Origin of the sequence: Kibdelosporangium persicum, from assembly GCF_013280595.1 — a bacterium.
Lineage (GTDB): Bacteria > Actinomycetota > Actinomycetes > Mycobacteriales > Pseudonocardiaceae > Kibdelosporangium > Kibdelosporangium persicum.
The window spans coordinates 1-20,655 of record NZ_JAAATY010000018.1 but is presented as its reverse complement, the minus strand read 5'-3'; the positions used below and the strand labels follow the sequence as shown (position 1 = coordinate 20,655).

At 67.8% G+C, this 20,655-nt stretch carries 21 protein-coding genes and 1 pseudogene; 14 read left to right on the top strand and 8 right to left on the bottom strand.

Annotation, left to right across the window (positions count from 1 at the left end; translation table 11 throughout):
* Positions 1–55 precede the first annotated feature (55 nt).
* From GC106_RS28100 to GC106_RS28090, 3 genes are all read left to right on the top strand, one after another.
* Complete coding sequence (locus tag GC106_RS28100) at positions 56–2,860, top strand: vitamin B12-dependent ribonucleotide reductase (protein WP_173136806.1); 2,805 nt, start codon at positions 56–58, stop codon at positions 2,858–2,860.
* Between the two features lie 129 nt (positions 2,861–2,989).
* A complete protein-coding gene (locus GC106_RS47105; RefSeq protein ID WP_217281059.1) occupies positions 2,990–3,343 on the top strand; it encodes a hypothetical protein in 354 nt (117 codons plus the stop codon).
* Complete coding sequence (locus tag GC106_RS28090; RefSeq protein WP_173136804.1) at positions 3,325–3,759, top strand: type II toxin-antitoxin system VapC family toxin; 435 nt, start codon at positions 3,325–3,327, stop codon at positions 3,757–3,759. Before GC106_RS47105 ends, GC106_RS28090 begins: the two co-directional genes overlap by 19 nt.
* A 61-nt stretch (positions 3,760–3,820) precedes the next feature.
* On the opposite strand, the gene GC106_RS28085 is transcribed toward GC106_RS28090, so the two are convergent.
* Positions 3,821–4,414 carry a TetR/AcrR family transcriptional regulator gene (locus GC106_RS28085; protein WP_173136802.1) on the bottom strand — a complete coding sequence of 198 codons (594 nt, stop codon included), beginning with the start codon at positions 4,412–4,414 and terminating at the stop codon, positions 3,821–3,823.
* 85 nt (positions 4,415–4,499) lie between these two features.
* Between GC106_RS28085 and GC106_RS28080 the strand changes: the two genes are divergently transcribed.
* Complete coding sequence (locus GC106_RS28080) at positions 4,500–5,276, top strand: MBL fold metallo-hydrolase (RefSeq protein WP_173136800.1); 777 nt, start codon at positions 4,500–4,502, stop codon at positions 5,274–5,276.
* A gap of 1 nt (position 5,277) precedes the next feature.
* Here the strand turns inward: GC106_RS28080 and GC106_RS28075 are convergent, their stop codons facing one another.
* Positions 5,278–6,246, bottom strand: coding sequence for a saccharopine dehydrogenase NADP-binding domain-containing protein (locus GC106_RS28075; RefSeq protein ID WP_173136798.1), 969 nt, complete (start codon positions 6,244–6,246; stop codon positions 5,278–5,280).
* Positions 6,247–6,330: 84 nt separating this feature from the next.
* On the opposite strand from GC106_RS28075, the gene GC106_RS28070 reads away from it, so the two are divergent.
* Positions 6,331–7,143, top strand: coding sequence for an AraC family transcriptional regulator (locus tag GC106_RS28070; RefSeq protein ID WP_173136796.1), 813 nt, complete (start codon positions 6,331–6,333; stop codon positions 7,141–7,143).
* Here GC106_RS28070 and GC106_RS28065 read toward each other — a convergent pair.
* Positions 7,088–7,846 (bottom strand): TetR/AcrR family transcriptional regulator, encoded by a 759-nt coding sequence (locus GC106_RS28065; RefSeq protein ID WP_173136794.1) that lies wholly within the window; start codon positions 7,844–7,846, stop codon positions 7,088–7,090. The genes GC106_RS28070 and GC106_RS28065 overlap by 56 nt on opposite strands.
* Positions 7,847–7,960: 114 nt before the next feature.
* On the opposite strand from GC106_RS28065, the gene GC106_RS28060 reads away from it, so the two are divergent.
* The gene (locus GC106_RS28060) at positions 7,961–8,386 is read left to right on the top strand and encodes a YciI family protein (RefSeq protein WP_173136792.1); all 426 of its coding nucleotides are present in this window, start codon (positions 7,961–7,963) and stop codon (positions 8,384–8,386) included.
* A 48-nt stretch (positions 8,387–8,434) separates the two neighbouring features.
* Here the strand turns inward: GC106_RS28060 and GC106_RS28055 are convergent, their stop codons facing one another.
* Positions 8,435–8,680 carry a DUF2630 family protein gene (locus GC106_RS28055; RefSeq protein WP_173136790.1) on the bottom strand — a complete coding sequence of 82 codons (246 nt, stop codon included), beginning with the start codon at positions 8,678–8,680 and terminating at the stop codon, positions 8,435–8,437.
* A gap of 65 nt (positions 8,681–8,745) precedes the next feature.
* On the opposite strand from GC106_RS28055, the gene GC106_RS28050 reads away from it, so the two are divergent.
* The 5 genes from GC106_RS28050 (at position 8,746) to GC106_RS28030 (ending at position 13,620) form a co-directional block, all read left to right on the top strand.
* A complete protein-coding gene (locus GC106_RS28050; RefSeq protein ID WP_312872899.1) occupies positions 8,746–10,017 on the top strand; it encodes a cytochrome P450 in 1,272 nt (423 codons plus the stop codon).
* A 178-nt stretch (positions 10,018–10,195) separates the two neighbouring features.
* A complete protein-coding gene (locus tag GC106_RS28045) occupies positions 10,196–11,089 on the top strand; it encodes a hypothetical protein (RefSeq protein WP_173136788.1) in 894 nt (297 codons plus the stop codon).
* Positions 11,086–11,856 (top strand): SdrD B-like domain-containing protein, encoded by a 771-nt coding sequence (locus GC106_RS28040; protein ID WP_173136786.1) that lies wholly within the window; start codon positions 11,086–11,088, stop codon positions 11,854–11,856. Before GC106_RS28045 ends, GC106_RS28040 begins: the two co-directional genes overlap by 4 nt.
* A gap of 66 nt (positions 11,857–11,922) precedes the next feature.
* Positions 11,923–12,603, top strand: a complete 681-nt coding sequence (locus GC106_RS28035; protein ID WP_173136784.1) for a SanA/YdcF family protein — start codon at positions 11,923–11,925, stop codon at positions 12,601–12,603.
* A 33-nt stretch (positions 12,604–12,636) separates the two neighbouring features.
* Positions 12,637–13,620, top strand: coding sequence for a neutral zinc metallopeptidase (locus tag GC106_RS28030; RefSeq protein WP_173136782.1), 984 nt, complete (start codon positions 12,637–12,639; stop codon positions 13,618–13,620).
* Here GC106_RS28030 and GC106_RS28025 read toward each other — a convergent pair.
* Complete coding sequence (locus tag GC106_RS28025) at positions 13,613–15,628, bottom strand: prolyl oligopeptidase family serine peptidase (RefSeq protein ID WP_173136780.1); 2,016 nt, start codon at positions 15,626–15,628, stop codon at positions 13,613–13,615. The two genes, GC106_RS28030 and GC106_RS28025, sit on opposite strands and share 8 nt — an antisense overlap.
* A gap of 12 nt (positions 15,629–15,640) precedes the next feature.
* Positions 15,641–16,693 carry a DUF2293 domain-containing protein gene (locus tag GC106_RS28020; protein ID WP_173136778.1) on the bottom strand — a complete coding sequence of 351 codons (1,053 nt, stop codon included), beginning with the start codon at positions 16,691–16,693 and terminating at the stop codon, positions 15,641–15,643.
* A 37-nt stretch (positions 16,694–16,730) separates the two neighbouring features.
* On the opposite strand from GC106_RS28020, the gene GC106_RS28015 reads away from it, so the two are divergent.
* Positions 16,731–17,219, top strand: coding sequence for a GNAT family N-acetyltransferase (locus GC106_RS28015; protein ID WP_173136776.1), 489 nt, complete (start codon positions 16,731–16,733; stop codon positions 17,217–17,219).
* A gap of 91 nt (positions 17,220–17,310) precedes the next feature.
* Positions 17,311–17,742 carry a CBS domain-containing protein gene (locus GC106_RS28010; RefSeq protein WP_173136774.1) on the top strand — a complete coding sequence of 144 codons (432 nt, stop codon included), beginning with the start codon at positions 17,311–17,313 and terminating at the stop codon, positions 17,740–17,742.
* A 60-nt stretch (positions 17,743–17,802) separates the two neighbouring features.
* Here the strand turns inward: GC106_RS28010 and GC106_RS28005 are convergent, their stop codons facing one another.
* Positions 17,803–19,347: a mucoidy inhibitor MuiA family protein gene (locus tag GC106_RS28005; RefSeq protein WP_173136772.1), complete on the bottom strand. Its 1,545-nt coding sequence runs from the start codon at positions 19,345–19,347 to the stop codon at positions 17,803–17,805.
* A gap of 288 nt (positions 19,348–19,635) precedes the next feature.
* Complete coding sequence (locus tag GC106_RS28000) at positions 19,636–19,773, bottom strand: hypothetical protein (protein ID WP_173136770.1); 138 nt, start codon at positions 19,771–19,773, stop codon at positions 19,636–19,638.
* 22 nt (positions 19,774–19,795) lie between these two features.
* Between GC106_RS28000 and GC106_RS27995 the strand changes: the two are divergent.
* Positions 19,796–20,655 (top strand): annotated as a pseudogene (locus tag GC106_RS27995) (AbfB domain-containing protein); the annotation flags it as partial.

The window sequence follows — 20,655 nt, the reverse complement described above, 5'->3', positions numbered from 1 at the left end:
GACCCCGGACGTGGCCGCGCCAGTTAACGCGAGTGTTGAGGGAGAGGGACTGGTCATGACGGAAACGGTGGGTGTGCCCGCTGGGGGTGATCAGCAGGTCAAAGGCCTGCGGATGGAGCGGGTCTACACGACCGAGGGAGTGCATCCCTACGACGCGGTCACGTGGGAGCACCGCGACGTGGTGATGACCAACTGGCGTGACGGGTCGGTGAACTTCGAACAGCGCGGCGTCGAGTTCCCCGACTTCTGGTCGGTCAACGCGGTCAACATCGTCACCAGCAAGTACTTCCGCGGCGCGGTCGGCTCGCAGGTCCGGGAAAGCAGCCTGCGCCAGCTGATCGACCGCGTGGTCAAGACGTACGTCGCGGCCGGTGTGGAGCACGCGTACTTCGCCACGCCGAAGGACGCCGAGATCTTCGAGCACGAGCTCACCTACATGCTGCTGCACCAGGTGTTCAGCTTCAACTCGCCGGTCTGGTTCAACGTCGGCACCGCGTCGCCGCAGCAGGTCAGCGCCTGCTTCATCCTCGCGGTGGACGACACCATGGAGTCGATCCTCAACTGGTACAAGGAAGAGGGCCTGATCTTCAAGGGCGGTTCGGGCGCGGGCCTGAACCTCTCCCGGATCCGTTCGTCCAAGGAGCTGCTGTCCTCCGGCGGCACCGCGTCCGGCCCGGTGTCGTTCATGCGCGGCGCCGACGCGTCCGCGGGGACGATCAAGTCCGGTGGCGCGACCCGGCGGGCGGCCAAGATGGTCGTGCTCGACGTGGACCACCCGGACGTCGAGGAGTTCATCGAGACCAAGGCCAAGGAGGAGCGCAAGATCCGCGTCCTGCGCGACGCCGGCTTCGACATGGACCTCGGTGGCAAGGACATCACCTCGGTCCAGTACCAGAACGCCAACAACTCGATCCGCGTCTCCGACGAGTTCATGCACGCGGTGGAGAACGGCGGCAAGTTCGGCCTGCGCTCGCGGACCTCCGGCGAGGTCATCGAAGAGGTCGAGGCCAAGAGCCTGTTCCGCAAGCTGTCGCAGGCCGCGTGGGAGTGTGCCGACCCCGGCATCCAGTACGACAGCACGATCAACGACTGGCACACCTGCCCGGAGTCCGGCCGGATCACCGCGTCGAACCCGTGCAGCGAGTACATGCACCTGGACAACTCCAGCTGCAACCTCGCGTCGCTGAACCTGATGAAGTTCCTGCGTGAGGACGGCACGTTCGACACGCGGACGTTCGTCAAGGCGGTCGAGTTCGTCATCACCGCGATGGACATCTCGATCTGCTTCGCGGACTTCCCGACCGAGCCGATCGCGGACACCACGCGCAAGTTCCGTCAGCTGGGCATCGGTTACGCCAACCTCGGCGCGCTGCTGATGGCGACCGCGCACGCGTACGACTCCGAGGGCGGCCGCGCGCTCGCCGCGTCGATCACCTCGCTGATGAACGCCGTCGCGTACCGTCGCTCCGCTGAGCTCGCCGGTGTCGTCGGCCCGTACGAGGGCTACGCCCGCAACGCCGAGCCGCACATCCGCGTGATCCGTAAGCACGCCGCGGCCAACGACCTGATCCGCACGCTGGCCGACGACGACACCGCGATCCAGCGTGTCGCCGGTGAGGAATGGCGGCGTGGCCTGGAGATCGGTGTCCGGGACGGCTGGCGCAACGCGCAGGCGTCGGTGCTCGCGCCGACCGGCACCATCGGCCTGATGATGGACTGCGACACCACCGGCATCGAGCCGGACCTGGCGCTGGTCAAGTTCAAGAAGCTGGTCGGCGGCGGCTCGATGCAGATCGTCAACCAGACCGTGCCGCGGGCGCTGAAGGCACTGGGCTACCAGGAAGAGCAGATCGAGGCGATCGTCGAGTACGTCTCCGAGCACGGGCACGTCGTCGACGCGCCGGGCCTGCGCCGTGAGCACTACGAGGTCTTCGACTGCGCCATGGGCGAGCGCTCCATCGCGCCGATGGGACACGTCCGGATGATGGCCGCGGTGCAGCCGTTCATCTCGGGTGCGATCTCCAAGACGGTGAACATGCCCGAGGCGGCCACCGTCGAGGACGTCGAGGAGATCTACTTCCAGGGCTGGAAGCTGGGCCTGAAGGCGCTGGCGATCTACCGCGACAACTGCAAGGTCGGCCAGCCGCTGTCGGCGGGCAAGTCGGCCCGCGCGGACAAGGGCGCGGAGAAGGAGACGGTCGTCGAGTACCGGCCGGTCCGCAAGCGCCTGCCGAAGAAGCGCCCGTCGCAGACGGTGTCGTTCACCGTCGGTGGTGCGGAGGGCTACCTGCACGCCGGTTCGTACCCCGACGACGGCCTCGGCGAGATCTTCGTCAAGCTCGGCAAGCAGGGGTCGACGCTGGCCGGTGTGATGGACGCGTTCTCGATGTCCATCTCGGTCGGCCTGCAGTACGGCATCCCGCTCGAGTTCTACGTCTCGAAGTTCCAGAACCTGCGCTTCGAGCCGGCGGGCATGACCGACGACCCGGACGTCCGGATCGCCACCAGCGTGCTGGACTACCTGTTCCGCCGCCTGGCACTGGACTACCTGCCGTTGGAGAAGCGCGCACAGCTCGGCATCTACACGGCCGACGAGCGCTCCGCCCAGGTCAACAACGACTACGGCTCGTCCGACGTCGACCTGGAAGGCATGCGGTCCACTGTGGAGGCCTCGTCCGCCACCGCGCCGCCTGCCCCGAAGACCGGGCTGGAGAAGGCCCACAGCTCGACCGAACTGCTCGAACTGCAACTCGGCACGGTCGCCGACGCCCCGCTCTGCATGACCTGCGGCACGAAGATGCGTCCCGCCGGCTCCTGCTACGTCTGCGAGGGCTGCGGCTCCACTTCCGGCTGCAGCTGACCGCTGGCGCTGCCCGGCATGACGGGCAGCGCGAACTCCGACAGTGCGACCCCAGGCGGACATGCTCTGCCTGGGGTCGCACTGTTTGTGCAGGTCAAGCTATGTTGCTACCGGTGGTAGCATGAAGATATGACTGCATTGCCGCATGAGAAGGACGACACCGAGGTCCCCGTCCGAGCCACGATCGACCTTGTGTGGCGGTTGGCGGAGTTGCACGACCCAGGCAAGGTGGCCGTCGAGTTCTCCGGAATGCCGTTAGGGAAGGCGCGTAAGGTCAGCGTGTCCCTGCCCGAGGAGCTCACCGCCGCTGTGCAGGAGCGCGTGGGCAAAGGCGAGTTCAGCCAGTACGTGGCCAGTGCGGTGGCCCGGCAGTTGGAGCTGGACCTGCTGGCGGAGCTGGCTGAGACGCTCGAAGCCGAGCACGGGCGCGTCCCTGAGGAGTACCTGGCGGAGGCTGCGGCGGCATGGCCGGACGGCGAGTAGTCGCGGCGGGCACGCTTGTCCTGGACTGCGAAGGGCTGTCCAAGCTGGCTGCCGGGGATTCGCGGGTGCGGGCGTACCTGGAGACCGCACGGGTGCGGGGAGCCAGAGTCGTCGTCAGTGCGATCACGCTGGCTGAGGTCCTGCGAGGTGGCGCCCGGGATGCGGCAGTGCATCGCGTGCTGTCCAGGATCGTGACGGTTCCGGTCACCACGGAACTCGGTCGCGCAGCGGGTGCACTGCTGGGTGCCACCGGGCTGTCGGGACACAGGTGCGCGGTCGATTCAGTAGTGGCGGCCACCGCACTGGTCATGGCTCGACCGGTTGTCCTGCTGACGAGCGATCCCGGCGATCTGAACCGGCTTGTCGAGGAGCCCGACCGCCGTAAGGACCAGCGAGTGGTCGTCGTGCACGTGTGAAGCGGAGGCGGCCCAGATGTTCCGGTGTGTCACCCTGGGGTCGGCCAAGCGGCCAAGGGGATCACCCGGAATCCGGTTGGCCCAGCGTCCGGCGTACCGCGCGTTTGGCGTGCCGAACGGCTTCGCGGTCGCCGTGCAGTTGCAGCGCTTGGTTCAGGGCGGGTCCAAAAGCGACGATCTCGAAGACCGCCTGGTCCGGGTCGACGTCCAGATTGGCGCGGACCAGTTCGGCGCGCAGGTGGGATTGCCAGCTTCGCCACGAGTCCACGACGGCGTCGCGGACTTCGCCGTCCCGGCCGTCGAATTCCGCGGCAGCGGCTGTGAGCAGGCAGCCACCCGGCAGGCCGGTGTCCGCGAGGTAGTCGAACCAGTTGTCGCACAAGGCCAGCAGCCGATCCAGCCCTGGCCGTGACCGGGTGGCCGGTTCGACGACGCGATGGGTGAAGTCGTTGACCACCCAGTGCACCGCGGCGAGTTGCAACGACTGTTTGGTGCCGAAGTGGTTGAGCACACCGGACTTGCTCATCGTCAGCTCGGCCGCGAGCCTGCCGATGGTCACGCCTTCCAGGCCGTCCAGCGACGCGATGTCCAACGCGGTGGTCAGGATCGAGTCCTTGGTGTGCTGGGCTTCAACGGCCGTGCGCCGGGGTGACATGCCGGAAACTCTACTTTAGCGATCGACAGGTCGCTATAACGTGCTATAGAGTCCGAACGATCGGTCGCTAAATGGAGGGGTCGCGATGCGGGTGCGCAGGTTGGGCTGGGCCGGTGTGGAAGTCGAATCGGCTGGTCAGACGTTGGTCGTGGATCTGGTGACGGAGTCCGGGCTGCTGACCTCGGTACTCCCGGACGGCGCGCTGTTACCGGCGCGTGAGGGTGCGGTCGCGGCGCTGTGCACCCACCTGCACAGCGACCATGCGGACCCCGTGGCCATTGAGAATGTCCTCGCGCCGGACGGCATCGTCCTGCGCCCGGCCGCTTTTGGCGGGAGCACCGCCGAGAACCTGTGGACCGTGCTGGCGGAACGGGGGTTCGCCGCGCGATCCCTGGACGTGCGGACGGTGACGGACTGGCAGACCGTCACCGTCGGCCCGTTCGGCATCACCGCGGTCCCGGCCGTGGACGGCCTCGGTGATCCCCAGGTCAGCTGGGTGATCTCGGCCGACGGTGGCCGGATCTTCCATGGCGGCGACACCGTGTTCCACGGCTTCTGGTGGCTGATCGCCGGCCGCTGCGGCCCGGTCGACGCGGCGTTCCTGCCGATCAACGGAGCCGCGGTGAACTTCCCGCAACGTCAGCCACCCAGCCCGCTGCCCGCGGTCCTCACCCCGGAACAGGCCATCGTGGCCGGCAAGATCCTCGGTGCGCGGGAAGTGATCCCGATCCACTACGGCGTCGAGGGGCAACCCGCGTACGTGGAGGTCGCCGACCCGGTGACCGATCTCCTGCACGCGGCGAAGGTCCACGGCGTCCACGCGCGCATCGTGCGACCCGGCGAGCAGATCACGATCGGCTGACTCACGCCTGAGTGCGAACTCCACGCGAGGCAAGGGAATCGAGGAAGTCCGCCGGGTCGAAGGCCTGTGCCGGAGCGAGCACTCCCGGCTTGGCGCCGGTCGTGATGAGCCGGTGAGCGGCCTCGACGACGGTCACGGCCGTGATTCCGTACGTGTCGGCACCGTCGACGACTCCACGTCGCCCGTCGACGTCGGCGAGCAGCGTGAACGTCCCGGCGTGGCCAGGGGACTCGGGGAAGCTCTCGATCATGTCCTCGGTCAGTGCGGTGAACGCGGTGCTGAGTGCCTGCTCGGCGAGGCCTTCGACGTGCCGGGCGGGCAGGTGCCGGGGGATGGTGGCGATCTCGGGCATCGCGAACTTGACCAGCGGCACCGGCGTTTCCTCGCCGGGGAACGTCATCTCCGTGTGCTTCTGCGGTGCCCCGGACCGCCATTGTCCGTCCACAAAGGTCAGTCCACCGCTGGTGAACAGATCCCGGTTGGCCAGCGCGGTCCGGGCGCTGCCGCGCGACAGCTCCACGTCGGAGAACCGGTGCACCACCACCACGTCCTGAGCGTCCGGCGACGCAAGCATGCCGACGAGCAGGTCGGCGAGGAATCCGCCGTCGTTCACCATGGGAATGACTGTCACGTCCGTCGCTTCGGCGGCGAACGTGTCGAAAACGCTTTTGATGTACGTTTGTTCCCCGGCGATGTCGAGGTAGTGCACGCCCGCGGCGATGGCCGCACGGATCACCGGTGCGCCGTACCTGGTGAAGGGCGCGACACAGTTGATCACGACGGAACAGTCGCGGAACGCGTCGGCCAGTTGGGCTTCGTTGTCGAGGGACGCTTGGCGCACCGGCGATCCGGCGGCTCGCAGACGTTCTGCGTTCCGGCCGACCAGCACGGCGTCGAGGTCGCGGCGAGCCAGTTCCGCGAGGACCAGTTTCCCGGTGTGGCCAGTGGCTCCGTACACGGCGATTGTCATGCCGTCACGCTATGACGAACCACGTCGTGGCCCTATGTCACAAAGTCTTCGGACTTTGTCCGATCGTCTTCTAGGCTGGGTGCCGTGGATGTGCTGAGCGACGTGATCACCGCGACCCGGGCGGGCAAACCGCATGCCGCCCGCACACACCAAAGCGGTGCCTGGGAATTCGTCGGGGAACCGTTCGCCGGGTTCGGTTTTCACGTTGTGCGGCAAGGTTCCTGCCTGCTGACCCCGCCGGCAGGCGAACCGGTGCCGTTGTCCGCGGGCGATGTCGTGTGCGTGTTGCCGCGCCGGACCGCGTATCGGTTGAGCGGGTTCGGTGACACGCGAATGCTGTGTGGCGCTTACTTCCTGGACCGATCACGGCCACATCCGTTGCTGGACGAACTGCCCGACGTCATCCACCTGACAGACATGGCCGGTCCGATCGACCTGCTCGACGCCGAGCTCGCGGAGCCACAGGCCGGGTCGGACGCGATCGTCCCGGCGCTGCTCGACACATTGCTCCTCTATGCCTTGCGCGCCTGGTACAAGCAGAACGCGGACATCGGTGGCTGGGCGAGCGCTGTGAACGACCCCGGGATCAGTACGGCGTTACGGGCCATCCACGACGCGCCCGAGCACCCGTGGACAGTCGAGGAGCTCGGCGCGCGGGCCGGGCTTTCCCGTGCCGCCTTCGCGCGGCGGTTCACCGACCTGGTCGGCAGGCCGCCGTTGGCGTACCTGACGTGGTGGCGGATGACCATGGCGGCGAAACTGTTGCGGGACACCGACCTTCCCGTCGGCGGGGTGGCGGGCCGGGCGGGTTACAGCTCCGAGTTCGCCTTCGCCAAGGCCTTCAAGCGGGCTTTCGGCCTGCCTCCGGGCGGGTACCGTCGGATGCGCGCTGGTTGATCAGGGCTTCCAGGCCGTCGAGATATCTGTGCACACCGAATTCGCGGCCGTTGTCCCGTGACGAACATGTGGTTCCCGTCGTCGCAGCGGTCAACGCGGGAAACCTGTCGCCGTAGCGGTGCAGTAGTTCCTGCATGAGGGGTTTGACATTCTTGTCGGCGTCCCACGGCTGCGTGCCCGCCGTGGACATCGACTGCGTGTTCCGGATCAGTCCGAAGAGGATGAACACGGCGTCCAGCTGTTCCTCGCCGGTCAGCCCGGTGCCGGCCAGCGCGCTGATCGCCGACTCGATCCAGCCCAGCTCCCGGGGCCCCATCGGGCGGTCGCCGAGCGTGGACCAGGGCAGCCAGGGGTGCTGCCGCCACACGATGGCCAGCCTGCGGACGAACTCCTCCAGTTTGCCGCGCCACCCACCGGGCACGCCGCTGAGGTCCGGCGGGTCTCCGGCGGCGAGTTCGATCATCGCCGCGAGCAGTTCCGGCTTGCCGGAGACGTACCGGTACAGCGCCATCTTCGTGACATCGAGCTCGCCGGCGACGCGCTGCATCGAGACGGCCGCGAGCCCGTCGGTGTCCGCGATGCCCATCGCGACCCGGGCGATCCGCTCGACGCTGAGCGTGGGCTTCGGGCCCCGGCTCGGCGGCTCCCGCAGGCCCCACAGCAGTTCGACGACGTCCGCATGATCACCGAAGACGTTCTCCACAGCCCTGCTTCCGGTAGAAGAACCGTGTCTGGCCTACACAGCGTCCGATGGATACAGTTTACGCCTCAGTCACCGTCGCATAGGCAACACTTTACTGGTGGGAGCACAAATCCGATGAAGTTCATGGTCATGATCAGGGCGACCGAGGACATGGAGAACGGGGTCATGCCGAGTGAGGAACTGCTCACCGAGATGACCGAGTTCAACGAGAAGCTCGTCAACGCGGGGATCATGGTCGGCGGCGACGGCCTGCACCCGAGCTCCAAGGGCGCGCGGGTGAAGTTCGACGGCAAGAAGACCACCGTGATCGACGGCCCGTTCGCCGAGACGAAGGAGCTGATCGCGGGCTACTGGATCTGGGAGCTGCCGTCGCTGGAGGAGGCCATCGAGTGGGTCAAGCAGGTGCCCAACCCGGAGGGCGTGCACGGCGAGATCGAGATCCGGCCGGTGTTCGGGCCGGACGACTTCGGCGACGAGTTCACCGAGGAGGCCCGGGCCAAGGACGCCGCGCTGCGAGCCCGCGCCGAGAACCCCTCGTGAGTGGTTATCAGGGTTAGAACCCGGCTAAACACTCACGAGGCTGGGTGGTTACTGTAGGTAGCCTTCGACCTGCTGGGCTGGGCGCACCTCGGCGTTGTCGGGATTGTCGCCCACCTCACGCCGGGCGCGGCGCTGGCGCAGCAGGTCCCAGCACTGGTCGAGCGACTCCTCGAGGGACCGCAACCTGGCCTGTTCCTCGGCGGAGTCGATTTCGCCCGCGACGCTCCGGGTGCGCAGGTCGTGTTCTTGATCGACAAGGGTCCGGATCTGGTCGAGAATCTCTTGTTCATTCACAGTTCGAAGATTAACCAGGTCACCCGCCTCCCGCTTCTCAGCAAGGTTGTCCTAGCCTCAACACCGTGGGGAGTCTCCGCTCGCGCGTCACAGCCTGGTTCGCACGCTGGTACCTGGCCCGTGCCAGGAAAAAGGGGTTCGACCTCGGCAAGATGCCGATTCCTGACAGCGCGTTGATGCCGCTGAAGCGCACCGGCCTGGATCCGGTGCCCGATCTCGGGCAGATGCGCGCCGACGCGCCGGTCAACAAGCTGCCGATCCCGTTCGGCATCAACCTCTGGCTGGTCAGCGGCTACGAAGAGGCGAAGGCGGTGCTGAGCAACACCAAGGCGTTCAGCAACGACTTCGCGCACCTGATGGGCACGGGGGCCACGAGCGTCCAGCAGAACCCGGGTGGCCTCGGGTTCGCCGACCCGCCGGTGCACACCCGGCTGCGCAAGCTGCTCACGCCGGAGTTCACCATGCGGCGGCTGGCCCGGCTCACGCCCGGCATCAAGCGGATCATCGAGGGCTGCCTGGACACCATGGACCAGGCCGCGGGCCCGGTCGACCTGGTCGCGGAGTTCGCGTTACCGATCCCGTCGCTGGTGATCTGCGAGCTGCTCGGCGTGCCGTACGACGACCGGGACGACTTCCAGCGCCTCGCCATGGCCCGTTTCGACCTGTTCGGCGGCGCGGACGCCTCGCTCGGCGCGATCTCCGAATCCCTGGAGTACCTGCTGGGCGTGGTCCGCCAGCAGCGGGAGAACCCCGGTGACGGCCTGCTCGGCATGATCATCCGGGAGCACGGGGACGAGGTCGAGGACATGGAGCTGGCGGGCCTGGCCGACGGTGTGCTCACCGGTGGTTTCGAGACCACGGCGAGCATGCTGGCCCTGGGCGCGCTGGTGTTGCTGCAGGACGAGGACACGTTCAAGCTGATCCACGACGACGACGACGCGGTCAGCGGTTTCGTCGAGGAGATCCTGCGTTACCTGACGGTCGTGCAGGTCGCGTTCCCGCGCTTCGCCCGTGACGACATCGAGGTGGCAGGCGAGCGCATCGCCAAGGGTGACGTGGTCATCGTGTCACTGAGCGGCGCCAACCGGGACGGCGCGCTCGGCACCGACCTGGAGAAGGTGGACCCGGCGAGGACACCGACTTCGCACCTGGCCTTCGGGTACGGCGTGCACCGCTGCATCGGCGCCGAGCTGGCCAGGATGGAGCTGCGGGCCGCGTATCCCGCGCTGGTGCGGCGTTTCCCGAAGATGCGGCTGGCGAAGTCGGCCGACGAACTCGAGTTCCGCAAGGTCTCCATCGTCTACGGCGTCGATTCGCTGCCTGTACTGCTGAAGTAGCGCCAGGTAACAGTTTCGGTGCCGAGGGTGTTCAAGGGCAGGCGCGTACCGATAGGTTTTCGGTTGTTCATCGGTACGTCACACTCTGGCGACCTCACGTGCGGTGTCGGGGCGTCGCGAACGCCATGGGGGTGGCCTGACACGGGGGTGTCCCTTGCACACGCGTCGACTCAGACACATGGCCTGTGCGTCCGCGGCGTTGTTCGTCGCCCTCGGCGGCGCACCGGCCTTCGCTGATCCGGCGCCGTCCGGCTCCGCGGTCCCCACGTCGTCGAACGCGCCTGAGGCCGTCCCTGAGATCGCCCCCAAGGGCCAGCCCGCCGAGCCGGGGCAGCCCGAGCTCCAGCCCGATGTGGAGCTGCGGGAACCGCAGTTCGAGTCACGCGGATACGTCGAGGGTGAACCGCTGCGGGTGACGCTCACCATCGCCAACATGGGCCCGGGGGAGGCCAAGGAGGTCAAGGCCGGTTTCCGGTCGGTGAGCGGCGCGCAGTTCACGTTCGACGACGCGCAGTGGGGGGACCTCGGGACCGGGGTGACGCTGGCCCCCAAGGAGACCCGTGAACTGCGCGTGACCGGTCACTTCAAGGAGGCGACCGGGACCGGCGCGCAACTGGAGTTCTCCACCACGACCGTGAACGACTCGGACCTGGCGGACAACAAGAAGGTCGTGTCCGTCCCGGTCGTTCCGCCGGCCACGAAGGGCTCGGTCGCCGGAACCGTCTACCTGGACAAGTACAACAACACCATCGCGGACGCGGGTGAAGGCGCCGCGGACGTCCCGGTGACGATCAACGGCCCGCGCGTGCAGGACCTGACGGTCAGGACGGACGCGAACGGCCGGTTCGAGGCCAAGGACCTGCCGGCGGGCCAGTACACCGTCAACGCGCCCCGCCAGTTGGCCGACGGATGGCTGACCCAGACCGCCACGGTTGTCGTCAACGGCGAGAGGCCCAACGACAACATCCTGATCCAGGCGGTCCGCCCGTTGTCCGCGCAACTCAAGGCGACCGCGAAGTTCAACGAGGGCCCGTACAAGCCGGGTGACGAGGCCACGCTGCGATCACCTTGACCAACAGCGGCGCGGACGAGATCACCGGCGTCGTCGCGACCTGCAACCGCGCGGACAACCCGGTGCACCTGCTCGGCAGCCAGAACTTCAAACGCTGGGGCGAACTGGCCGTCCTCGGCCAGGGCACGACCGTCAAGGCGGGGGAGACCCGGACGTACACGGTCGACGGCCTCGTGCCGGAAGGTGCGATCGACCAGGGCGTCGTGTTCGTCCACTGCGACGTGGGCCGCAAGGGTGACCCGAACGTCGAAGGCTTCCCGCGGATCTTCACCCTGGCCAAGGTGCCCGGCAAGAACGGCACCGGCAGCGGCTTGTTCTACCACGACAAGGACAACGACAACGCGGTCGACGAAGGCGAGCACGTCAGAGGCCTCGTCGTCACGCTGACCGATCCCCTTGACGGCACGAAGATCGCGTCCGCCACGACCGGCGCCGACGGCGGCTACCGGTTCGAGAACATCCCGGCTGGCTGGTACGTCCCGGTCTTCCAGGGCCCGTGGAAGATGAAGTTCAACGAGTTCGTCGTGGTCAGCGCGGACGGCTTCGGCGACGGCTGGGCGATCCCGGTCGTGCCCGGCCCAGCCGGCACCGCACCCGTCGAGGCTCCGCGAGGCCCGGTCGTGCAGGCCAAGAAGGTCTCCGCGGACCAGACCCAGACACTGGCCACCACCGGCGCCAACGTCATCGGCCTGACCATCGGCGGAATCGCGGTGTTGGCGCTGGGAATCGGCGCCGTGCTGTTCACCAGGAAACGCCGCCGCACCTGACCGGCCGTCCGCCCGCCTGGCACGGCGTTCCCGGCTTGCCAGGCGGGTTTCTGGTTTCATTGTCGTATGGACAAGCGGCGCTGGCGGCGCCTGACTCTGCGGTTCGGGCTGATCGCCGTCGGCGTCGCCGGTGCCGCGGTCGGCGGGAGCCTGACGTGGTCCTACGGCGCCTCCGCCGGCCATCGGTTCGATGTGGCCGGGGCGCCCAGTGCGCCTGTCGCGATCGTGTTCGGGGCGAAGGTGCGGGATGACCGGCCGCTGCCGTTCCTGGCAGGCCGGTTGGACGCGACCGTGGAACTGGTGCGGGCGGGCAAGGTGAAGGTCGTCCTCGTGTCGGGGGACGCGAACGGTACTTCGGGCAACGAGACGAAGGCGATGGCGGAGTACCTGACCGCCAGGGGTGTCGATCCGAAGATGATCGTGGTGGACCCGTTCGGCCTGGATACGTACGACACATGCGCACGGGCCGTCCAGGTCTACGGAATAGACCGCGCGTTGCTGGTCACGCAGCCCTATCATCTGCCGCGGGCCGTCGCGCTCTGCCGCGGTCTCGGGGTGCAGGCCGACGGTGTGGCCGCTGCCTGCGACTGCTCCGTGTTCAGCCTTGCCCGCAACCGTCTGCGGGAGTGGCTGGCCACGGTCGCGGCCGTGCCTGAGGCCATCTGGAACCGCGCGCCCGCCGTACTGTCCACACCAGACACGGCCGTGCGTGATCTGGTGGGGGCACAGCGGACGGGCACCCGCTGATGGCATGATCGCACTGCACCCAGAGGGGGACACATGGCCGAGGACGAGGGCCCGCCGGTCGCGGAACCGCCGGAGCCGAGGTGGCGGTCACTGCCTCGGCCGGAGACGATCCAGGTTGCCGGCCAGCGGCGCAACTCACCGCTGGCGATCTTCGCAGTCCTCGGTCTTGTGCTCGTCGTCGTGCTGGCCATGGGCGCGCCGGGCAAGTTCACCACCGCGGTGGCCGGTACCCCGTTGGCCGCGCCTCCGGTGGAGAACAAACCGAACGCCGCGGCCCCGAACACCGTCACCCCGACGACGACCAGCAGGTCGTCGAAGCCGCGCTGGCAGGAGCTGACCGAGGCCAACCCGCTGCTCACGCCGGGCCTGCAGCTGCCGCAGATCACGTGCAAGCTGCCCGGGTTCGGCCGGTCCGCGGACCAGTTGCGGGCCTACTACCAGGCCATGATCGGGTGTCTCGACGAAGCGTGGCGCCCGTTGCTCGAACAGGCCGACCACGTCTTCGAATCGCCGAAGCTGTCGGTCGACGACGCCCCGACGAGCAGTTGCGGCACCCCGAGCAGGGAGGAGGCGGTCGCCTTCTACTGCCCACGGGACAAGGGGATCTTCATGCCGCGCAGCCGGGTCAACGAGTCCATGGGCAGCAACCAGGGCGGCCACGTCATGGTGCTGGCCCACGAGTACGGCCACCACGTGCAGGCGTTGAGCCGCATCAACCAGGGCATGGGCATGAAGATGGCCGGGATGGACGAGGGCTCGCCGGAGTACCTCGAACTGACCCGCCGGATGGAACTGCAGGCCGACTGCTTCTCCGGCATGTTCATCGGCGCCGCCGGGGGACGCGGGTCGATCACCAAGTCGCTGAGCAACTCCGCGTCCTCGGCGTTCCGCAGTTCGGTCGCGGACAAGACACACGGCAGCGTCAAGCACCAGATCCAGTGGGGCACAGCCGGTGTGAAGAACAACAACACCGCGTCCTGCAACACCTGGCTGGCCCCGGCCGGCGAGGTCAGCTGAGTTTCTCCCAGAGGAACTCGAAGACCAGTGCCCACTTGAACGCGAGCTGTTCGTTGTCCGCGGCCGCGCCGTGCCCGCCTTCGATGTTCTCGTAGTAGCGCACGTCGTGGCCGTGCTCACGCATTCGGGCGACCATCTTGCGGGCGTGCGCCGGATGCACCCGATCGTCCCTTGTGGACGTCGCGAACAGCACGGGCGGGTACTTCGCGTCCGCACGGACGTTGTGGTACGGCGAGAACGGCTCGATGAAGGCCCATTCCTCCGGCTTGCGCGGATCACCGTACTCGGCCATCCAGGACGCGCCGGCCAGCAACTCGTGATAGCGCTTCATGTCCAGCAGCGGCACCTGGCACACGATCGCGCCGAACAGTTCGGGGTAGTGGGTCAGCATGACACCCATCAGCAGGCCGCCGTTGCTGCCGCCCTGGATGCCCAGCCGGTCCGGCGTGGTGATGCCGCGGTCGATCAGATCCCGCGCCACCGCCGCGAAATCCTCGTAGACCAGGTGCCGATTCGCTTTCACCGCCTGGGAATGCCAGTTCGGCCCGTACTCACCGCCGCCACGCAGGTTGGCCACGACGTACGTGCCGCCGCGTGCCAGCCATGCCCGGCCGACGTGGCCCAGGTAGCCTGGCGTCAACGAGACCTCGAAGCCGCCGTACCCGGAAAGCAGGGTGGGACGGGCGATCGGGTCGTCCTTGCCGACCACGAAGTACGGGATCTTCGTGCCGTCGGCCGAAGTCGCGAAGTGCTGCCGCACCTCGATCCCGGTCGCGTCGAACCGGGCAGGCGCCTGCTTGAGGATCTCCGGCTCGCCGTTGACCACACCACGCCGCAGCGTCGCGGGTTCGGTGTACCCGCTGGAGTTCATCAGGTACTCGTCGCTGACATCGGGATCGGTGTCGGTGATCTCCGACAGCGCGCCCGTCGGCACGCCGGTCAGCGGCGCGCGCCGCCAGCCGTCCGGGCCGGGCGTGAGCACCTCGATGCGGCTCTGCACGTCGTGCAGCGTGTTGATGAGGACGTGGTTTTTGGTCCACGAGTGGTACGTCAGCGACGTGTGCGGGTCCGGTTCGAACAGGACGTCCATTTCGCGTGCGCCGGCAAGGAAATCGTCGAACCTGGTGGCCAGCAGCGCACCGGCGGGATACGTCGTCCCACCGACGGTCCACGGCGAGCGCAGCGTGATCAGCAGCCACTCGCGTTCCACGTCGGTCTCGGCGTCGTCCGGAACGTCGATCCGGATCAGGTCGCCGGATTCCGTGCGCAGGAAGCGTTCCGAGCGGTAGAAGTCGATGTTGCGGCCGACGAAGTCGCGTTCGTAGCCCGGTGTCGGGTCGTGGGTGGCGTAGACCGACACGTCCTCGGGTTTGCCCTCGAACACCGTGACCGCTTCGGTCAACGGCGTGCCCCGCTGCCATTCCTTGACCACGCGGGGGTATCCGGACGACGTCATCGACCCGGGCCCGAAGTCGGTGCCCACGTACACCCGGTCGGCGTCGATCCAGCGCAGGAAGCTCTTGGCCTCGGGCAGTTCGAACCCGCCGGGCACGAACTCGCGCTTCGCCAGGTCGAACTCCCGGACCACGGCGGCGTCGGCGCCGCCGCGCGACAGGTTCACCAGCGCCAGCCGGTAGCCGGGCCGCAGTATGGCGGCACCGTCCCAGACCCAGTTCTCGCCTTCGGCTTCGCCCAGCGCGTCCACGTCGAGCAAGACCTCCCAGTCCGGCTCGTCGAGGCGGTACTGCTCCAGGGTGGTACGGCGCCACAGCCCGCGTGGGTTGGCCGGCGTCTGCCAGAAGTTGTAGAGGTATTCGCCGCGGCGGCGGACGTAGGGAATCCGGTCGTCGGCGTCGAACACCGCGCGGATCTCGTCACGCAGCTCGGCGAAACGCGCGCTACCGGTCAGCTCGGCGACCGTCTCCGCGTTACGCTTGCGGACCCACGCCATCGCGTCGTCCGCGGTCACCTCTTCGAGCCAGAGGTAGGGGTCGTCGTGCTCACTCATGAGCCCAGTGTGTCAGCCGTCCCGCCAGGATGCGAGAACCGAGTCGATCTTGGACCGGATCCTGGCCCTGGCCTCGTCACGGTCCACTCCGGACATCAACAGCGCGTCGTACTCGGTGTCCTCATGACGAATCGACGCCACGACCGCCCGGGTGATCGCCTCCTCGTCCAGCGCGCGGCCGGCCGCCGAACGCCCGACCCGCCCGCTGCCGCGTAACCCGGTGTGCCGGGCGATCGCCTCGGCCCGTTCCGTGGGGCAGTGCGGGAACAGTGTGCCGATCAGTTCGGTCATCCGCGTGATCAGCACGACGTCCTCGTTCGCCCGGCGCTCCCGGTCGCGTTCGCGGCGCCGCAGCCGTACCTCCTCGTCCGCCAGGCAGGACTGTTCGGCCTGCTCCAGGGCGGATTCCTCGACCAGCAGGCCCTGCCGCTGGTAGCGCTTGCGCCGGGCGTCGAACCGGACCACCACCGCGGACAGGCCGCTGGCCTGCTTCGCGCGCCGGGTCAGCGTGGCGTTGCCGGCCGGCAGGAAGATCAGGTGGTCCATGTCCGCGCAGGTCAGGCACAGCGGGCCGCTGTTGTCCATGATCAAGTACGGGCCGGTGTCCCGGCAGGAGACGCACGTCCAGTCGGTCAGCGGGATGACGACCACGAGGTCCGGCGCGGTGTTCTGCTTCTGGGTGATCCGTTCCCGCCGCTTGTCGGACAGGTCCGGTGACGTCCAGTGCGTCCGGTACGCCCGTTCGGTCGCTTCGTCCTGCCTCACGGTGAACTTCAGCGGGCGACGGCCGCGATTGGTTGACACGTAAGTGCTTTCCCCGGGCGTCAGGCCTCGTGCCTCGGCCCAGCGGCTGAGGATCTCGCGCGCGTCGGTGAGCTTGTCCGCGCTGACCGCCGCGATCGACTCCAGCGTCTCGACCTGTTCGCGTTCCCAGCGCTCGACCTTGTGCAGCCAGCCCATCCGCCGGAACACCGCGAGCGGGGTGACGATCTTCGCCTCGGCGAGCTCCTGCTCGGCCGCGGCGGCCACCCGGCGTTCCAGCTTCGTGTGCGGCTCGAAATTCATCGTCAGTGGCTCCATCGGGACGGTAGCGTGCGCTGCCATGGTCCCAGTCGTCCGAACCGCGACCGCGGCCGAGTTGCCCGCTCTGGGCGACATCGAACGCGCCGCTGACGGTGTGTTCGAGTCCGTCGGCATCGTGTTCCCGCCGGGCACGACCGTCGTCGAGACCGTCACCGACCCGTCCGACGTGCTGGTCGTGGGCGATCCGCCGGTCGCGTTCGCCTACGTCGGGCAGGTCGACGACCATCTCCACCTGTTCCAGATCGCGGTGGATCCGCGGTGGGCGAAACAGGGGATCGGCACCGCGCTGATGCAAGCCGTGTTCGACCGTGCGGGATCACGCGGCGTCACGCTGACGACCTTCGCCGATGTGCCGTGGAACGCTCCCTGGTACACCCGGCTCGGCTTCGGGGTCCTCGCCGAACCCGGCCCTGAGCTGGCGGAACTCGTCGCGGAGGAGCGCCGGGCCGGGCTGGACGAGCTGGGCGCACGCGTGGTGCTGCGCCGACCGGCACAGAACGAAACATAACGGACACATTCCGTGATCTGTTGCTGATCACGGGGGAAGGCCTAACCTCCTTGTCAGCAGGGTCACACCGGTTGCGGGGATGGAGGCGCTGATGCGGATCGCGGACGTGTTGCGTACCAAGGGCTCTACCGTGGCGACGGTCGAGCCGGGCACGCCGGTCAGAGAACTGCTGGCCGCGCTGGCCGAGCACAACATCGGTGCGATGGTGGTCCTCGCCGACGACGACAGCGTCGCGGGCATCGTCTCGGAGCGCGACGTCGTGCGCCGCCTGAACGACTACGGAGCCGGGCTGCTCGACTCGCCGGTCGCCGACATCATGAGCACCGAGGTGTTCACCACCGGGCCTGACGACTCGGTCGACAGCCTCAGCGTGCTGATGACCGAGCGCCGGATCAGGCACGTGCCGGTGGTGGAGGGCGGCAGGCTCGTGGGCATCGTCAGCATCGGTGACGTGGTCAAGAGCCGGATCAAGAAGCTCGAAGAAGACCAGCAGCAGCTCGAGGCCTACATCACCCAGGGCTGACCCTTCGTGAGTGTTTATCCGTGTTCTAACCCCTGATAAACACTCACGAGGGGGTGGGGGCTACTCGCGCCAGCCGAGTAGGTCGACGCCGCGTGCCACGTCCACCCGGAAGCTCACCCGGATCTCGGCGTTCTGCCCGGGGTCCAGGGGCAGCTCCCAGATCAGCTCACCGAGTTCGGTTCGCCGCGCGGGTTCCGGCCGGCAGCTGACGTCCTTCACCGCGATCCCGTCGTCGCGGGACACCGGGATCTGGTCAAGGACGGTGATTTTTGTGGCTCGCCTGCCGTAGTTCCCCACCGTGATCAGGTATTGCGCCTCGCGGCGCTTGGTGCCGCCGATGACAGCCTTGCCCGCGGTGCGCCGGACCAGTTCACGCTCGACCCGGATCCGGTCGTCGACGCCCAGGTTCAGCTCGACCTCCTCGCCCGGCGCCCAGGTGTCGAGGGTGGTCGTGCCGACGAACTCGGTGTCGTGGAACACCGAGGCCTTGCCCGGCCTCAGCGTGTGCTCCGAGGTGTTCACCGCGGTGGCGCGCAGGTATGCCTCCAGGCCGTGGACCGGGGCGGTGACGTGGTCGATCGCCGCGGACAGTTCGACCACCGCGACCGTTGTCCGGTGCGCGGTTCCGTCCGAAGGCACCGCGACCTGCCTGGCCGGACGGTACGTCGTCGCCGCTTCGCCGTGCACGACTGTGGCGACGGCCATCCGCTCCACAGGGGCCCCCGCGTCCATCATGCCGCCCGGTGCGCCATAGACCGCCTGCTCGGCGACGACCATCGGCGCGGGCGGCGGAACCGGCCGCTGACGGTCCAGGAACCAAGGGGCGAGTTCGGGGAGCTTCGCCGTGTCCGCGGGCCGTGCGGTGGACAACGCCAGCTCGCACTCGGGCCAGTCCTCGCCGGTGTACTGCGTGATCTGGGCGTACCACGTGAGGGTGAGAGCCTGGTTGTCCAAACGGATGTCGTAGCCGGAACTCCACGACGCCTCGTTGACCACGTAGGACAGTTCAAACTCGACAGTGCCGTCAGTGACGTCGAGATCGATCAGGACCGCCTGCCGGTCGGGTGGCTGCGTGCTCAGACCGGCGAGTTCCCGGTTGGCCGCTTCAAACTCCTCCTGGAGGCGCACCTGCTGCTCGGCCAGTTCCCGTTTGCGGCCAAGCACTTGGGCCAGCTGAACACCCAGGCTGCTGGTCAGGTCGGCGATCCGGTCGGGCTGGATCTCGCCCTTGGCCAAGGCTTTCGCGAACGCGCCACCGGCTCGGTCGCTCAGTTTGCCGAGCAGCTCGGCGCGGCTGTCCTCCACCGCGGCGTTGTCCGCCAGTTCCTGCAACGCTCCGCTGATCTCGAGCAGCCTTCGCCGCAACTCCGAGACCTTGGCGTCCTCGGAGCGCGGCCGGGTCTGCATGACGACGTCGACCCCCAGCACAGTGACCTGCCCGCGTCCGCTGACCCGGACGGAGTCACGTTGCAGGCCCAGCGGCAACCCGCCCACTTCGACCCGCTGCTCGCCCCGGTCCAGCGTGACGGTCGCCCGCCGGGTGACGCGGGCCTGCCCCGGGTACACGGTCACGGCCACGATCGGTGCTTCAACGGTGCTGGTCACGTCGCGAGGCTACCGCTTGCGCAGTCGTGGTCCCGGTGGATACGTTGTTACGCGCGTGCCGGAGGTGGGCCGGCCACACATGGGGGCGATTGATGTGAACGTTTTCTCGCGTTGGCGACTGGGGAGTAGTCGGCTGGGGGCCATTCGGGGGCAAGGCCGTTAGGCGGTTCGCGCCGCCGGTCTTGTGACGGTCCCTTTTTCTTTTCGTGGGTGCGGTCTGCCCATTTTTCCTTCAACAAGGGTGGGAACAAGTATGCGAAGACCACGTGTCCGAAGTAGACGACTGGTCTACGGGGTGACGTCGGTCGCGATGATCACCGGCCTGCTGGTGCCGCAGGCCGCGCACGCGGAGCCGGTCGCTCCGGCCGTGCCCGCCATCCCGGTGATAGCCGACGACCCGGCGGCCACCGCGATGCCGGAGTCCACTGAGGTGGAGAAGGTCCGTGCGGTGCGCGCGATCGAGGTCGGTGAGGCGACCGATGAGTGGTTGATGTTGTCGGACAAGAATTTCGTGTTCCGGGTGTATGACCGGATCAGTCCGGACAAGTATCCGCTGACGAAGGCTGAGGCTTACCGGGTTTACCGGATTGTGGTGGATACGCCGGATGCGCCGGATGCGACGGCGTTCATCCGTACTGGTATTCATGATTTTGTCGATCGTGACCATATTGAGTATGCCCGGCGTACGGAAGAGGCGCGTCAGGCGCGGGAGGCGCGGCAGAACGCGGCGGCGTTCGCGGAGATCCCGGCGGATGCGGCGATGCTGGACGGCAACGACCAGAACTTCGTCTACCAGGTGTGGCGCCGCTCGACCGGCCCGAAGGTCAAGCAGGGCGCGGTGGACGCGTGGGGTGGTGACGCGGTGGCGTGGAAGACGTTCATCACCACCACGATCTACACCCTGCACATCGAGGACCAGCGCGACGCGATCGAGAAGGCCAAGCAGGAAAGCGAGGAGGCCGCGCGGATTCTGGCTGCCAAGCAGGCGAAGAAGAACGCGGCCGCGCTGCTGGGGATCATCGCGCCGGAAGGCTGGCTGACGCTGTCGGACGACAATTTCATCCGTCAGTTGCTGACCACGCCGGAGCTGGCGCAGCCGCGGCACATCGAGGTGAAGAACGCCGCGGACGCCGCGTTGCGCAGTACCAATCCGGCGGATTGGAAGGCGTTCATCGACACCGGTATGAAGGCGGCCGATGAGCGTGACGCTGCTCGGGAGAAGGCTCTGCGTGAGGAGGCTGACCGGCAGAAGGTCCGTGAGATCAAGGCCAAGGCCGAAGCAGGCCGGGTGCGGCCGCGTTTGGTCGC